Annotated in this window: 13 protein-coding genes; 6 read left to right on the top strand and 7 right to left on the bottom strand. The window is 71.0% G+C overall.

Annotated features, from left to right (window positions below):
• Window positions 1–6: 6 nt before the first annotated feature.
• From BLU02_RS10860 to BLU02_RS10835, 6 genes are all read right to left on the bottom strand, one after another.
• Window positions 7–2,223, bottom strand: a complete 2,217-nt coding sequence (locus tag BLU02_RS10860) for a peptidase C14 (protein WP_231919558.1) — start codon at window positions 2,221–2,223, stop codon at window positions 7–9.
• The gene (locus BLU02_RS10855) at window positions 2,220–3,983 is read right to left on the bottom strand and encodes a dipeptide ABC transporter ATP-binding protein (RefSeq protein ID WP_060922910.1); all 1,764 of its coding nucleotides are present in this window, start codon (window positions 3,981–3,983) and stop codon (window positions 2,220–2,222) included. Before BLU02_RS10855 ends, BLU02_RS10860 begins: the two co-directional genes overlap by 4 nt.
• A complete protein-coding gene (locus tag BLU02_RS10850; protein WP_197676691.1) occupies window positions 3,980–4,828 on the bottom strand; it encodes an ABC transporter permease in 849 nt (282 codons plus the stop codon). Before BLU02_RS10850 ends, BLU02_RS10855 begins: the two co-directional genes overlap by 4 nt.
• Window positions 4,821–5,783, bottom strand: coding sequence for an ABC transporter permease (locus BLU02_RS10845; protein WP_082750124.1), 963 nt, complete (start codon window positions 5,781–5,783; stop codon window positions 4,821–4,823). The genes BLU02_RS10850 and BLU02_RS10845 overlap by 8 nt, the downstream gene beginning before the upstream one ends.
• A gap of 1 nt (window position 5,784) precedes the next feature.
• Window positions 5,785–7,320 (bottom strand): ABC transporter substrate-binding protein, encoded by a 1,536-nt coding sequence (locus BLU02_RS10840; RefSeq protein WP_082750123.1) that lies wholly within the window; start codon window positions 7,318–7,320, stop codon window positions 5,785–5,787.
• Window positions 7,321–7,452: 132 nt separating this feature from the next.
• Window positions 7,453–8,814, bottom strand: coding sequence for an MFS transporter (locus BLU02_RS10835; protein WP_060922907.1), 1,362 nt, complete (start codon window positions 8,812–8,814; stop codon window positions 7,453–7,455).
• 151 nt (window positions 8,815–8,965) lie between these two features.
• Between BLU02_RS10835 and BLU02_RS10830 the strand changes: the two genes are divergently transcribed.
• The 3 genes from BLU02_RS10830 to BLU02_RS10820 are packed head-to-tail and all read left to right on the top strand — an operon-like array spanning window position 8,966 to window position 11,403.
• Window positions 8,966–9,616: a GntR family transcriptional regulator gene (locus BLU02_RS10830; RefSeq protein ID WP_060922906.1), complete on the top strand. Its 651-nt coding sequence runs from the start codon at window positions 8,966–8,968 to the stop codon at window positions 9,614–9,616.
• 8 nt (window positions 9,617–9,624) lie between these two features.
• Window positions 9,625–10,467, top strand: a complete 843-nt coding sequence (locus BLU02_RS10825) for an SDR family NAD(P)-dependent oxidoreductase (RefSeq protein WP_060922905.1) — start codon at window positions 9,625–9,627, stop codon at window positions 10,465–10,467.
• 24 nt (window positions 10,468–10,491) lie between these two features.
• A complete protein-coding gene (locus BLU02_RS10820) occupies window positions 10,492–11,403 on the top strand; it encodes a phosphotransferase family protein (RefSeq protein ID WP_060922904.1) in 912 nt (303 codons plus the stop codon).
• A 27-nt stretch (window positions 11,404–11,430) separates the two neighbouring features.
• On the opposite strand, the gene BLU02_RS10815 is transcribed toward BLU02_RS10820, so the two are convergent.
• Window positions 11,431–12,018 (bottom strand): helix-turn-helix domain-containing protein, encoded by a 588-nt coding sequence (locus BLU02_RS10815; RefSeq protein WP_231919557.1) that lies wholly within the window; start codon window positions 12,016–12,018, stop codon window positions 11,431–11,433.
• 77 nt (window positions 12,019–12,095) lie between these two features.
• Between BLU02_RS10815 and BLU02_RS10810 the strand changes: the two genes are divergently transcribed.
• The 3 genes from BLU02_RS10810 to BLU02_RS10800 are packed head-to-tail and all read left to right on the top strand — an operon-like array spanning window position 12,096 to window position 14,811.
• Window positions 12,096–13,010: an NAD(P)/FAD-dependent oxidoreductase gene (locus tag BLU02_RS10810; RefSeq protein WP_060922903.1), complete on the top strand. Its 915-nt coding sequence runs from the start codon at window positions 12,096–12,098 to the stop codon at window positions 13,008–13,010.
• Window positions 13,011–13,036: 26 nt separating this feature from the next.
• On the top strand, window positions 13,037–13,303 hold the full coding sequence (locus tag BLU02_RS10805) for a putative antibiotic biosynthesis monooxygenase (protein ID WP_060922902.1): 267 nt from the start codon (window positions 13,037–13,039) through the stop codon (window positions 13,301–13,303).
• Window positions 13,304–13,335: 32 nt separating this feature from the next.
• Entirely contained in the window at window positions 13,336–14,811 is a 1,476-nt protein-coding gene (locus tag BLU02_RS10800; RefSeq protein WP_060922901.1) for an APC family permease, read from the top strand.
• The last annotated feature ends 7 nt before the right edge of the window (window positions 14,812–14,818 follow it).

The following is a 14,818-nucleotide window of genomic DNA, read 5'->3' as shown; positions in this document are numbered from 1 at the left end:
CGTCCGTCACGCGCTCGTCAGCACGTCCGCGATGACGACGCGCGGTCCGGCCTCCGGGAGCGCGGTCTCGACGCCGCGCTCGACGGTGTCGCTGTACAGCAGCGTCGACGGCTCGGCGAATCCGTCCGCCAGCCGCACTCGTCCCCCGGCGAACTGGCTGCCGGTGACGCGGGCGTGATTGACGCCCGTGCCGATGTCGAGGTGCGCCGCGCCCTTCGGCACGGTCGAGGTCACGCCGCTCACCCGCCAGGTGACGAGGCCGGCACCGGCGGCCCTGCTCAGCAGCGCGCCGTCCGTCCGCTCCGTGGACAGCTCGACGCCGTCCAGAGCGACGAGCTGATCCCGCACCGCGGTCGCGGTCAGGCGCACGTCGCGCACGGACCCGCCGCGGATGGTGACGCGGGAGGCACCGAGCTCGAAGGGCGCACCCGCCGCCGGGCCGCTGAGGCGGCAGTCCACGAACTCGACCGGCCCAGACCCTCGCGCCTTGACCCCGTCGATCCCGGTGATCGTGCAGTCCACGAAGCGCACGGGAGCCGTGACCGGGGTCTGCACGAGCACCTGGTCCTTCGGCAGCGCGAAGGTGGAGTCCGCGATCACGGTCGGCCGCGACGAGCGCTGCGACCGCTGTCCGATCGCCAGGAGTCCGGCGGTGCACCCGCGCACCTGGGCACCGTCGGCGTTGATGGTCATCGTCGCCTGCGGATCGAAGGTCGAGCGGCCGATGACCCGCACGTTCTCCAGCGTCAGATCGCTGATCTTGGTCCCGGCGACGAACCAGGAGCAGACGTGGTCGCGCACCGTGATGCGCTTCGCGGCGGTGCCCCACTGCGCCCCGGAGTTGGCGATGTCCATGAGCCCGGAGTTGCCGATGAAGGTGAGGTCGTGCTCGTACTGGCCGTGCGTGGTGAAGGGGTTGCCGCCCTGATCGTCGCCGTCGCCGTGGCAGTTCTCGACGATGCAGTAGGCGCTGGCGGTGAGGTCGTTCAGGTGCCGGGCGTTCGACGACGTGCAGTCGCTGACCCGTCCGTAGAGGCTGTAGATCTGCTGCGTGAGGTAGCCGGCGCCGCCGTAGAACACGGTCGGCGGGTTCTCCACCGAGCAGCGCTCCGTCGTGAAGTGCGTGTTCCACCGCCGCATGATCACGGGCCACCAGGTGCGGCTCGCGTGCACATCGGCGACGTCGCAGTGGATCGCGTACTCGAAGGCGATCGGGTGGGAGCCGGTGAGCTCGCGGGAGTCGGGGAAGGAGCCGTCGGTGGGACCGTCGAAGGGACCGGCCCCCAGGAACCGCATGTTCGCGATCCGGACGCCCGCGACCGGTTCCATCTGCCGCCAGATGAGCTTCCGCCCCTTGTCCAGCGGCCAGCCATTGAGGTAGTCGATGCGGATGTGGGTGCCGTCGATCTGCTGCGTCACCTGCACGAACCGCTGCAGCTCGCGCTCGTCCGCACCTCCTCCGGCGACGGGATCGCACTGTACCGCCCACCAGGAGTCGACGGGGAACCGGGAGGCATCCGGCACGGCGACGGCGTCGGTCAGCTCCGGCCAGGCCTCGGCCAGCGCGTGCTCGACCGTCACGTCCTTCGACACCCCGGTGAAGAACATCACGGCGCCGAACGGGTTGTCGTGCGTGTTCTTCTCGATGCCGTCGGTCGTGATGAGGTGTCCGCCGAAGTCGATCTCGACGTACGACCGGGTGAAGCGGTGTCGTCGCTGGAACAGGAGATCCGTGCTCGCCTCGATCCGGCGGATGCGGGGATCGTTCACCATCGCCGCGAGCGCATCGTCGGCCGGCTTCTCCGGTCCCGTGATGCCGAAGACCCGGAAGTCGACGGTGCCGTCGTGCTGCAGGATCCAGCGGGTGTCGTGCTTCCCCGCGATCACGGTGCCGCCGTTGGGCGCGGTCTTCGCGTTCTCGCTGCCCACGTACACGAGCAGCCCGGCGTCGCCCGGCTTCCGGTACCCGGCGACGATCGCCACCTCGCCGTCGCGGGCCAGGAGGCGGCCGAGGTCGGCGACGGACTCCGCTCGCGTGACGTCCTTGGCGCCGGCGGCGACCGGGGCGGCCTGCGCCGGTGCCGTGCTCGCGAGCGCGCCCGCTGTGCCGAGCGCGACCGCGCCGAGCCCGGCCATGAGCGCGCGGCGGCCGGTGGACCGCACCGCCGCGCCGGCACCCGCGGTGTCCGCCGCGGGCCCCGTCCCCTGATCCGTGATGGTCATCGTCGTCCTCCTCGTCCGGCGGTCGTCGCGGGGACCGCACCCGTCTGCCCGCCGTGGGTCTGCCAGAGCGCCGCGGCCTCCGCACGCCGTCGGCGCTCGAGGACCGGGTCGGCGACGGGGATCGCCGCCATGAGCCCGCGCGTGTACTCGTGCTGCGGATTCGCGAAGAGCGCGTCGCGCGCGCCGATCTCGACGATGCGGCCCTGCTGCATCACGGCGACCGTCGAGGACATGTACCGGATCACCGCCAGGTCGTGGCTGATGAAGAGATACGTGAGGCCGAGCTCGGCCTGCAGCTCCCGGAGCAGATTGAGCACCTGCGCCTGGATCGACACGTCGAGCGCCGACACCGATTCGTCCAGCACAAGGAACTCCGGCTCCAGCACGAGCGACCGGGCGATGGACACGCGCTGGCACTGCCCGCCGGACATCGAGCGCGGCAGCCGGTGCGCGAACTCCTCGTCCAGGCGCACGCGGTGCATGGTCTCGCGCACCTTCTCGGCGCGGGAGGCCCGGGTGCCGATGCCGTGGGCACGCAACGGCGCCTCGATGATCTGCGCGACGGTCTGCCGCCGGTTCAGGGCCGAGAACGGGTCCTGGAACACCATCTGCATGCGCTTGCGCAGCCGCCGCAGCTCCTCGCCGCGGAGGTCGTGCGGGCGCTGCCCGTCGAAGACGACCGTCCCGCCGTCGATGCCGCCGAGCGCGAGCACGGCCTTCGACACGGTCGACTTGCCGGAGCCCGACTCGCCGACGAGCCCGACCGTCTCGCCGCGCCGGATCCGGAACGACACGTCGTCGACCGCGGTCACCCGGCGTCCGGAGCCGAGCGTGAACACCTTCGACACGCCCTGCACGTCCACCAGCACGTCGCCGGACTCCCGCGCCCGGTCCACGGCGCTGATCGACCCGGCCTCGGCGAGCGGCTCCGTCCCGCGTTCGAGCACCTCCGCGGCGGTGCGGATGGGCTGCTGCACGTCCACCGTGAGGTCGACGACCGCGCCGAGCAGCGCCTGCGTGTACGGGTGCTCGGGGGCGGCGTAGATGCGGTCGACCGGGCCCTCCTCGACCACGCGCCCGTGCCGCATCACGTGGATGCGCTCGCAGAACCCGGCGGCGACGCCGAGGTCGTGCGTGATGAGCACCACCGCGGTCCCGTGGTCCTCCGCGAGCCGGTCGAGGAGGTCGATGATCCGGGACTGCGTCGTGACGTCGAGGGCCGTGGTCGGCTCGTCCGCGATGAGCACGGCGGGTCGAGACGACATGGCCATCGCGATCATGACGCGCTGCCGCATCCCGCCGGAGAACTCGTGCGGGTACTGGCCGAGACGCTCCTCAGGGAGCGGCACCCCGACCTCGGTCAGCAGCTCGACGGCCCGCGCGCGGGCGGCCGCCGCCGAGACCCGGTCGTGCAGCCGGATCGCCTCGACGAGCTGGTGCCCGATCGTGCGGACCGGGTTCAGCGACGACATCGGGTCCTGGTAGACCATCGCGATCTCGCCGCCGCGCACGCGGGTCATCTCCCGCGGGCTCAGCGTGAGCAGTTCGCGGTCGCGCAACCGGATGCTGCCGCCGAGAGTCGCCCCGTCGTTCAGCCGCATGATCGACAGCGCCGTGAGCGACTTGCCGGAGCCGGATTCGCCGACGAGGCCGATGCGCTCCCCGGGCCGCACCGCGAACGTGATGCCCTGGACGGGCATGACGTCCCCATAGGAGACGGTGAGGTCCTGCACCTGCAGGACGGGCGTGAGGTCGGTCATCGGCCCTTCCCCTTCCGATCGCCGCCGAACTGGTCGGCGAGCACGTTGAGCAGCCAGATGGTGACGAAGATGAACAGGGCGGGGAACAGCACGTACCCGATGGACTGGTACATCTTCTGGTAGCCCTGCTGCACGAGCGTGCCCCAGGTGGCCTCGGGCGGCGCGATGCCGAGCCCGACGAAGCTCATCGACGCCTCCAGGAGGATCGCGTTGGCGGCGTTGATGGCCGCCTGCACGATGATCGGCCCCTTGGCGTTCGGGAGCACCTCGGCGAAGAGCAGCCGGCGCCGGGTCGAGCCGAATGCCACGGCGGCCGTGAAGTAGTCCTCCTGCAGTTCGCTGAGCACCGACGACCGCACGAGCCGCGCGGTGGTCGGCGTGAGGAGCACCCCGATGATGACGGCGAGCTTGACGGGGTCGGCGCCGAACGCGGAGATGAAGACGAGCGCGAAGAGGATCTGCGGGATCGCCATGACCGTGTCGGCGAGGCGCATGAGGATCTCGTCGACCCAGCCGCGTCCGAACGCCGCCGCCATGCCCCAGGCGATGCCGAGGACCATGGCCACGAGCGTCGCGCCCCCGGCGATGAACACGGTGAGCTGGCCGCCGTAGAGCACGCGGCTGAAGAGGTCGCGGCCCAGCTCGTCGGTCCCGAAGAGGTGCGCCGCGGAGGGTCCGGCGAACCGGTCGGACGACTGTGCCGCGGGGTCGTACGGGGCCAGGAGCGGGGCGAGCACGCAGGCGAGGACGATGATCGCCAGCAGCCCCAGCGGGATCCAGGAGGCGACGGCGACCCGTCGCCGCGGACGCGCCGAGCGCAGCGCGAGGGTGAGGGTGTCAGCCACGGCCGCTCCTTGCACGAAGACGCGGGTCGAGCACCCCGTAGAGGAGGTCGACGATGAGCGTGGTGAGGATGAACATCGCGGAGATCAGCAGCACGACCGACTGCAGCACCGCGTAGTCCCGCTTGAAGACGGCGTCGATCGCGAGCGACCCGAGGCCGGGGACGCCGAACACGTACTCCACGATCACCACTCCGCCGAGGGTGTAGCCGACGATCAGGCCGAGCATGGTGAGCCCGGGGATCAGGGCGTTGCGGAGGGCGTGGCCGAGGACGACGCCGCTCGCCGACTGCCCCTTGCCCTTCGCGGTGCGGATGTAGGGGGCGTCCAGCACCTCGACCATCGAGGCCCGGAGGAACCGCATGAGCAGCGGCGCCGCCGCGAAGGCGAGGGTGAGGCCGGGGAGGATCATGCGCACGAGGTTCTCGGCGGGGTCCTCCGCGAACGGCGTGTAGCCGCGGGCCGGCAGCACCTTGAGCTGCACGGCGAACACGACGATGAGCACGATGCCGATGAGGAACTGCGGAAGGGCCATGCCCGCGGTCGAGATCGCGGTGAGCACCCGGTCGACCACGCCGAGCGGACGCAGCGAGGCGAACACGGCGGCCGGGGTGGCGATGAGCACGGCCAGGAGCACGCCGATGAGGGTGAGCTCCAGCGTCGCGGGAAGACGCTGGGCGATGAGCTCCGTCACCGAGTACTGGTTGAAGTAGGACTGACCGAAGTCGCCCGTGAAGACGCCGCCGATCCAGCGCAGGTACTGCTCGATGACGGGGGCGTCGAGGCCGGCCTCCTCCCGGAGCCGGGCGATGGTCTCGGCATCCACGCCCGGCGTCGAGCCGAGGCGGGTGATGACGGGGTCGCCCGGCAGCAGCCGGAGCACGACGAAGACGAGGAGCGAGGTGGCGATCAGCATCGCGATGCTGATCGCCACCCGCCGGAGGACGGAGAGGACCACGTCAGCCCTTCAGCTGCGCGCCCTCGAGGTGCAGCTGTCCGCCGCCCTCGACCCACACGCCGTCGACCGCCGTGCTGGTGGCGGTGACGACCGTCGACTGCAGGGGCACGATGAGCGGCACCTGCTCGTTGATGATGGTCTGCACGGTGCCCCACTTCTCGGCCCGCGCGGTCTCGTCCGGCTCGGCCACGGCGTCGGCGAACGCCGTCTGGAAGTCGGGGTCGACCCAGTTGCACTCGCACCGCCCCTCCAGGTAGAAGTTCAGCGAGTAGGCCGGCTCGGGCGGGGTGGACTGGAAGTTCGGCACGATGTACCCGGGGTAGCTCTTGCCCGCGGGGTAGAACGCGTCGACCCAGGTGCCGATGTCGTTGTTGTCGATCTTCAGCGTGATGCCGATCTCCTTCAGGCTCGCCTGCAGGATCTCGCCACTCGTGTTCCACTCGGGGTACTGTCCGGCCACGCCCCACCAGGTGAGCGTGCTGCCCTCGGTCACCCCGGCCTCGGCGAACAGCTCCTTCGCCTTGTCCAGGTCGTAGGAGTAGTCGGTCAGCTCGCCTCCGAACCACGGGTTCACCTCGCCGAGCGCGTTGTTCGTCGGCGAGACCGTGCCCTGACCGTAGTAGGCGGCGTCGAGGATGGCCTCGCGGTCGGTCGCGTACGCGAGGGCCTGCCGGGCGCGCACGTCGTCGAAGGGCGGCGACGTCGTGTCGATCTCCCACGACGGCCACTGGCTCGGGTTCTCGGGCTTCACCAGGGCGATGTCGCCGCCCTCCAGACCCGCCACGTCGCCCTGCGGCACGGACCACAGCACGTCGATGTCGCCGGAACGCAAACCGGTGACGGCGGCGGTGGACTCGGCGGCCTTCACGATCGTGATCTCGTCGAGCGCCGGGGCCTCGCCGAAGTACTCCGGGTTCGGGACGAGCGTGAGGCTGTCGTCCGGCGTGAAGGCGTCCACGACGTACGGACCGGTGCCGATGGGCTCCTTGTCGATGGTGTCGAGCGCGTCGACGTCGATCATCTTCACCCAGACGATGCCCGCGGGGAAGGTCGCGATGGGCTCGGACAGCGTCACCACGACGGTCTTCTCGTCCGGCGCGGTGACGTCGGTGACCATCGAGATCTTGTTCTTCTCCTGCGTCGCCGTGTCCGGGTCGAGGTAGTAGTCGAACGCGGCCACCGCGTCGTCGGCGGTGAAGTCCTCGCCGTTCGAGAACGTCACGCCGTCGCGGAGGGTGAACGTCCAGGTCTTCTGGTCGGCGGATGCCTCCCAGCTCTCGGCGAGGTCGCCGACGATCTCGCCGGACTCGTCGGTCTTGGTGAGGCCGTTCCACAGCAGCGGGAACAGCACCTCCTCCCACGCGAACGTGCGGATGGCGGGATTGAGCTGCGGGATGCCCTGCGCGGCGGCGACGGTGAGGGTGCCGCCCTCCTGCGCCTGGCCGTCGGGGGTGGATGAGGTGCTGCAACCAGCGGTGATGAGCGCGGCGGTCAGCAGCACTGCTGCTCCGCCGAGCCGAACACGACGACGCGACATGGGTGCCTCCAAGGTCGGGTGGTGCTTCGGGTAAGGGTGTTGCGCTATAGCATGTAGCAAAAGCGCAGGGGCGTCTAGAGCGAACCGGGCCGGCGGGGTCACGTTCTCGTCACGACCGCCGACCCGGACCGGTCATCGCCGGGCGGTGGACGCCTCGACGGCGAGCGCGGGCGCCGTCGTGAAGTCCGTGCGGCGGCTGAGCACGAAGGCGATCGTCGCCCCGAGCAGCGTGAGCCCCGAGATGAGGAGCAGGCCCCACACCGCCGATCCCGTGGTCTCGCTGATCCAGCCGATTGCGTAGGGTCCCGCGAAGCCGGCGAGGTTGCCGACCGAGTTGATGAACGCGAGGCCGGCCGCGGCCGCCGTGCCGGTGAGCACCATGGGCGGCAGGCTCCAGAACAGCGGGGTGGTCGAGAAGAGCGCCGACATCCCGACGCACAGCGCTGCGAGCGCGAGCACCGGCGTGCCCTGGGCCGCGACCGCCGCGATGAGCGACAGGGCGGTGATGCTGAGCGTGATGCCGATCTGCAGCGGGATGTTGCCCTGCTTCCGGGCGGCGCGCTCCCACGGCAGCATCACGAGGGCGGCGCACAGGTTCGGCAGCGCCACGAGCCACCCTGTGGTCGCGTTCGAGAAGTCGCCCATGCTCTTCACGATCGTCGGCAGCCACATGCCCAGCCCGTAGGCACCGAACACGACGCCGAAGAAGAGCACGATGAGCGTCCACAGGCGGCCGTTGCGGAAGACCTCCCCCAGACGCAGGCGTCCGTGCCGCTGCTCGGTCGCCTGGGTCTCGGCGGCGAGCGTGTCGGTGATCCAGCGCTGCTCGGCGGGGGTCAGCCAGCGCGCGTCCTGCGGGCGGTCGGGGAGCCAGAAGAACACGACGAACGCGAGCAGCACGGCCGGGATGCCCTGCAGCAGGAAGACGAGCTGCCAGCCGTCCAGGCCCCACAGCCCGTGCAGCTCCAGCATCCAGCCGGACAGCGGCGCGGCGACCGCGTTGGCGATCGGGTTCGAGAGCACGAAGACGGCGAGCACCTGCGTGCGGTACTGCCGCGGGAACCACAGCGTGAGGTAGAGCAGCACGCCGGGGAAGAACCCGGCCTCCGCGATCCCGAGGATGAAGCGTGCGATCGCGAACTGCGTCGCGTCCTGCACGAAGGCGGTCAGCGCGGCGACGATGCCCCACGAGATCATGATGCGGGCGATCCACTTGCGGGCGCCGAACTTCTCCAGGAGCAGGTTGCTCGGCACCTCGAACAGCAGGTAGCCGATGAAGAAGATGCCCGCCGCGAAGCCGAAGGCGGCCTCGGTGATCTGGAGGGCGGCGGTCATCTCCAGCTTCGCGAAGCCCGCGTTGTTCCGGTCGATGTAGGCGACGAGGTAGAGCAGTCCGAGGAACGGACCCAGCCTCCAGATCGCCTTCTTCATGGCGGCGGCTCCCACTGCGTCCTCCGCGGCGCGCGCCTGCGCGAGGGTCTCTCTGCCGGACATGACAACTCCTTCGTCATCGGTTTCGGGTTTTGCTATAGCATCTAGCACCGCGCGGTTCCTGTCCAGTCCCGGCCTCATGCCATAGCATCGACCGAGCGAAGGAGCCCCGCTCGACGAGCACCGGGCCACGCGAGATCGAGAAGGGCCCCGGATGCGCAGCGTGTCGGATCAGAACATCGCCGAGCAGGTCACGGACGAGCTGCGGGCGGCGATCCACTCCGGAGAGCTCGCCCCCGGCGAGCGCCTCGTGGAGCGCAAGCTCGCCGACCGTCTCGGCGTCAGCCACATCCCCGTGCGCGAGGCCCTGACCCGGCTCGCCGAGGAGCGCCTCATCACCCGCGAGCCCCGCCGCGGCGCCCGCGTCGCCCAGCTCAGCGCGCAGGACCTGGAGGAGATCTCGAGTCTGCGGATCGTCCTGGAGCAGTTCATGGCGATCCGGGTGCAGGAGCGGTGGAACGACGAGTCGGCGGCCCGGCTGGAAGCGATCATCCAGGCCATGGCGGCGGCGGCTCCGGGCGATGTGGCCGAGGTCCTGCGCCAGGACCGCCTCTTCCACGAGACCCTCGCCGACCTCGCCGAGCACCGGTTCCTCGACGAGCTCAGCGCCCAGCTCCGTGGCCGGATCGCCGGGTTCATCCAGGCGGCCAACTCCGCCCTCGACCCCGCCGAGCAGGAGGAGCACGTGCGCAGCCACCAGCAGATCGTCGACGCCATCGCGACCGGCGATCCGGAGCAGGCGCGCGCGGTGATCGCCGAGCACGTGACCAGGGCCGTCCGCCGCATCACGCCGTCGGCCGAGTGAGCGCCGCCGTGGCCGCACGCACCATCGTGCTGACCGGAGCCTCGGACGGGATCGGCGCCGCCGCCGCCCGCCAGCTCGCCGGGTCCCCGCACCGGCTGCTCCTCGTGGGCCGCTCGCCCGACAAGATGCGGGCCGTGGCGGAGGAGACCGGCGCGGAGTGGTTCACCGCCGACTTCGCGCGTCTCGACGACGTGCGCGCGCTCGCCGCGCAGCTCGCGGACGCCGTGGGCGCAGAGGGCATCGACGTGCTGGCCAACAACGCCGGCGGCATCTTCGGCGACCGCACCCCCACGGTCGACGGGCACGAGAAGACCATGCAGGTGAACCACCTCGCCCCGTTCCTGCTGACGAACCTCCTGCTCCCGCAGCTGCTCGCCGCCCGCGGCGCGGTCGTGAACACCTCCAGCGTCGCCCATCGCCTCTTCGGGCATCTCGACGTCGACGATCTCGACAACACCCGCCGGTACTCCCCGAACAAGGCCTACGGCGACGCCAAGCTCGCCAACGTCCTGATGGCGAAGAGCCTGCACGAGAAGTTCCATGCGCAGGGACTCAGCGCGGTGGCCTTCCACCCCGGCACCGTGGCGACGAACTTCGCCGCCGAGTCGTCGAGCATCATGCGCCTCGTCTACCGCACCCCGCTGCGCCGCCTCGTGCTCATCGGCAGCGACCGCGGCGGCGCGACGCTGCGCTGGTTCCTCGAAGGCACGCCGGGCGAGACCTGGATCTCCGGCGGCTACTACGACGAGCGCGTCCTCAGCACCCGCGTGAACCCGCAGGTGAACGACCCGGCTCTCGCCGAGGCCCTCTGGCAGCGCAGCGCCGAGCTCGTCGGCGTGTCCGGGGACTGAGCGCCCGCCGTCTACGCTGGGGCGATGGCGCGCCTCGACTGGACTCAGCTCCCTCCTGCTCTCCGAGCCCGGGTCGAGGAGTTCGCCGGTTCGCCGGTGGCCCGGGCGGAGTCGCAGGACGGCGGCTTCTCCGCGGGACTGGCCTCACGGCTGACCTTCGCCGACGGACGGCGGCTGTTCGTCAAGGCGGTGCAGGAGTCCGCGGAAGGCACGTTCGCGCTCTACGTGCGGGAGGCCGAGGTGCTCGGCGCGATCCCCCGCTCCCTCCCCGCCGCGCACCTCGTCGACGCCTTCACCGCGGACGGGTGGGCGGTGCTGCTCATCGAAGACGTCGAGGGTCGTCATCCGGAACGCTCGGCCACCGCGCCCGACACCGCGCACGTCCTGGATGCGATCGCCGCCCTGGCCACCGCCGAGGCGCCGGGCACGCTTCCCCGCCTCGCCGACGAGCTGCACGACGACTCCGGATCCTGGCGGCGGCTCGAGGAGGCCGGGCTCCTGGAGACGACCACCCCGTGGTGCGCGCAGAACGTCGACCTCCTCCGCACGGCGGCGGAACGCGTGCGCACCGCGGTCGCGGGGGATCGGCTCCTGCACGGCGACCTCAGGGCCGACAACATCCTCATCGAACCCTCCGGCCGCGCACGGCTGCTCGACTGGCCGTGGGCGGCCCGCGGCGCGGGGTGGGAGGACGCCCTCCTCTACCTGCTCGACCTCCGCGTCGAGGACGCCGCGGCCGAGGTCGGTCCCCTGCTCGATCACCCCGTCTTCGCCGGGTCGACCACGGAGGACCACATCGCCCTCCTGTCCGCCGCGGGCGGCGCCTGGTTCGAGAAGTGCCGTCTTCCCGCGCCGGACGGGATGACGACGCTCCGCGACTTCCAGCGCCGGGAAGCGGTCATCGCCACCGACTGGATCGCCGAGCTCGTCCACTGATCGCCCCCGAGGCGGGGGCGTCCGCCGTCATCCCTCGGGCTGCGCGCCCGACTCGCCCGCGTGGACGCGTTCGCCCTGTCGACCGAACAGGCTGAGCACCTCGGCGGGCTCCCCGTCCGCGCTCCCGAACCAGTGCGGCACGTGCGTGTCGAACTCGGCGACCTCTCCGGCTGCCATGCGCAGATCGCGCGTGCCGAGGATCAACCGCATGGTGCCGCTGAGCACGTAGAGCCATTCGCGCCCCTCGTGCGCCCGGGGACGCGGAGTCACCTGGCTCCCCGGGATGAGGATCTTCCAGGCCTGGACCGGGCCGGCGTGCGGGGTCAGCGGCACGACGATCCGGCCGTGCACGCGGCGCGGCTTCAATCGCACGCGCGGATCGCCGACGTCGGGCGCCCCGACGAGGTCGTCCAACGGCACCCGGTGGGCGCGGGCGAGCGGGAGGAGAAGCTCGAGGCTCGGTCGGCGTTGCCCGGTCTCCAACCGCGAGAGCGTGCTCGTGGAGATCCCCGTGGCGTCGGCCAGGTCGGTCAGCGTCATCCCCCGCTGCTTCCGGAGCCACCGCAACCGCGGGCCCACGCCGTCGAGCGTCGCGTCGATCTCGTCCCCCTGCACGTCCTCAGTCTGGCCGCATTTCCCAGGAGCAGCAAAGAAGTTTGCCGCCCCGGCACCTCCGGGGCGACTCTCGTGGCATGAAGAGATTCGATGTGCTCATCGTCGGCGGCGGTGCCGCCGGCCTCAGCGCCGCCCTGGTCCTGCTCCGCGCTCGACGCACGGTCGCGATCGTCGATGCGGGGGAGCCCCGCAACGCCCCCGCGGCGCATCTGCACGGCTTCCTCTCCCGGGACGGCGCCGCGCCCGCTGCGCTGCTCGCGAGCGGACGCGACGAGGTCGCGGGCTACGGAGGCACGATCATCGACGGACGCGTCGCCGAGCTGTCCCCGGGCTTCACGGCCACCCTCGACGACGGGCGACGGCTGGAGGCCCGGCGGGTGCTGGTCACCACGGGCCTGCGCGACGAGATCCCCGACATCCCGCATCTGCGGGAGCGCTGGGGGCGAGACGTACAGCACTGCCCGTACTGCCACGGCTACGAGGTGCGGGATCGCGCTCTCGGGGTGATCGGCGGCACGGCTGCGTCGGTCGCCCACGCGCTCCTCATCGCCCAGTGGTCCGCCGACGTCGTCTACTTCCCCCACACCCGGCCGCTCACGGACGACGAGCAGGAACGTCTCGACGCGCGCGGCGTCCGGGTGCATCCGGGGGAGGTCTCCCGCCTCATCGTCGAGGCCGACCGCCTCCAGAGCGTGGAGCTGAGCGACGGCACGCACGTCGAGCGCGCCGCGGTGTTCGTCCGCCCCGAGATGCGCGCTCACGACGCCCTCCTCCAGGTTCTCGGCTGCGAGACCGACGAGAACGGGTGGGTCCGGCACGATGCCGGCGGGCGCACGAGCGTGCCAGGGGTCTCCGTCGCCGGGAACGTCGCCGATCCGCGTGCGCAGCTCATCACCGCGGCCGGACAGGGCTCCGCCGCCGCGATCGCCCTCAACGCCGACCTCACCGACGACGACCTCGCCGCCCAGCTCGCGACCCACCGCGGCGCCTGACCCCCCGAGAGAGAAGGAACACAGCAATGTCCGCAGCACCCGCCCCGACGGCGACCCCCGTCCCCCCGCCCACGCAGCACCAGCTCGCGCTGATGATCTGGATCGCCGTCTTCCCGACCCTCACGGTCTTGAACCTCGTCCTCGCCGCCCCGCTTTCCGGACTCCCGATCGTCGTGCGCACGCTGGTGCTCGTCACCATCGCCGTCCCCCTCGTGATCTACCTAGAGATGCCGCTGCTGCACCGCGTCCGCCGCCGGATCCACGGTCTTGTGACGGCGCGTCGGCGAAGGTAACGTTCTACCGTTCCTGACGAGAGAAGGCGACGATGCCCCGGACAGATCGACCCCGTTCCACGACGTCCGTGTGGCGCCGCAAGCCCGTCAGCGACATGACGGAGGAGTCGGGCGGGAGCAGTCTGTTCCGGACGCTCGGGCTCTGGCAGCTCACCGCGATCGGCGTGGGCGGCATCGTCGGCGTCGGGATCTTCTCGCTCGCCGGACTCGTCGCCCACGGCGATGCGACGACTCCCGCCGTGGGCCCCGCCGTCGTCCTCTCCTTCCTCATCGCCGGGCTCGCGTCGGCAGCGGCCGCGCTGTCGTACGCGGAGTTCGCCGGCATGATCCCGCGGGCCGGTTCCGCCTACAGCTACGGCTACGTCGCGCTCGGCGAGCTCGTCGGCTGGTTCATCGGCTGGGACCTGCTCCTGGAGTACGTCGCCATCGTCGCCGTCGTCGCGATCGGCATCTCCGGCTATCTCGACGCGTTCCTCTCCGGATTCGGGCTGGAGCTGCCGACCGCGATCACGGAGACTGCCGACCAGCCGGGCGGCGTGATCAACATCCCGGCCATCCTCATCTGCCTGTTCGTGACGTTCCTGCTGAGCCGCGGCACCCGCACGTTCGGCCGCTTCGAACTCGTCGCCGTGGCCATCAAGATCCTCCTCGTGGTGTTCATCGTCGTCCTCGGCGTCTTCTTCATCGACCCCGCCAACTACGACCCCTTCCTGCCGAACGGCTTCGGCCCCGTCTTCACCGGTGCCGCGACGGTGTTCTTCGCGGTGTTCGGCTACGACGCGATGAGCACGGCCGCCGAGGAGGCGAAGGACGGGCGTCGGCACATGCCGAAGGCGATCATCCTGTCCCTCGTGATCGCCATGGTGCTCTACGTCGCCGCGACGCTCGTGCTCACGGGCATGCAGAACTACCAGGACATCGATCCGAAGGCGGGCTTCGCCTCGGCGTTCACGGGTGCGGGGCTCCCGGTCGTCGCCTCCGTCATCTCGGTGTTCGCCGTCGTGTCGATCCTCACCGTCATGCTCACGTTCCTGCTCGGCGCCACCCGGGTGTGGTTCAGCATGAGCCGCGACGGACTGCTCCCCGGCTGGTTCGCGCGGGTCGACCGCCGCGGCGTCCCGCAGCGGGTCACCTGGATCGCGGGGCTGGGCGCGGCGTTCTTCGCGGGGGTGTTCCCCATCCGCGCCGTCGCCGACCTCACGAACATCGGCATCCTCGCCGCCTTCGTCGTCGTCTGCATCGCCGTGATCGTGTTCCGTTACACCAAGCCGGAGGCGCCGCGGACGTTCCGGCTGCCGCTCATGCCCGTGGTCCCGATCGTCGGCGTGGGCTTCTCGCTCTTCCTCATCTCGCAGCTCCACCCCGAGACGTGGCTCCGGTTCGGGGTCTGGCTCGTGATCGGACTCGTCGTGTACTTCGCCTACAGCCGCCGGCACTCGCTCCTGAACCCGGACAGCCCCCGGCACCGCCCGGGCACGACTTCGGAGACCCCCGGCGACACGCCGTAGGCGGGGC

The sequence above is a fragment of the Microbacterium paraoxydans genome (assembly GCF_900105335.1).
Classification (GTDB): Bacteria; Actinomycetota; Actinomycetes; order Actinomycetales; family Microbacteriaceae; genus Microbacterium; species Microbacterium paraoxydans.
The sequence above is the reverse complement of the archived record's forward strand: the minus strand, read 5'-3'. Positions and strand labels throughout refer to the sequence as shown.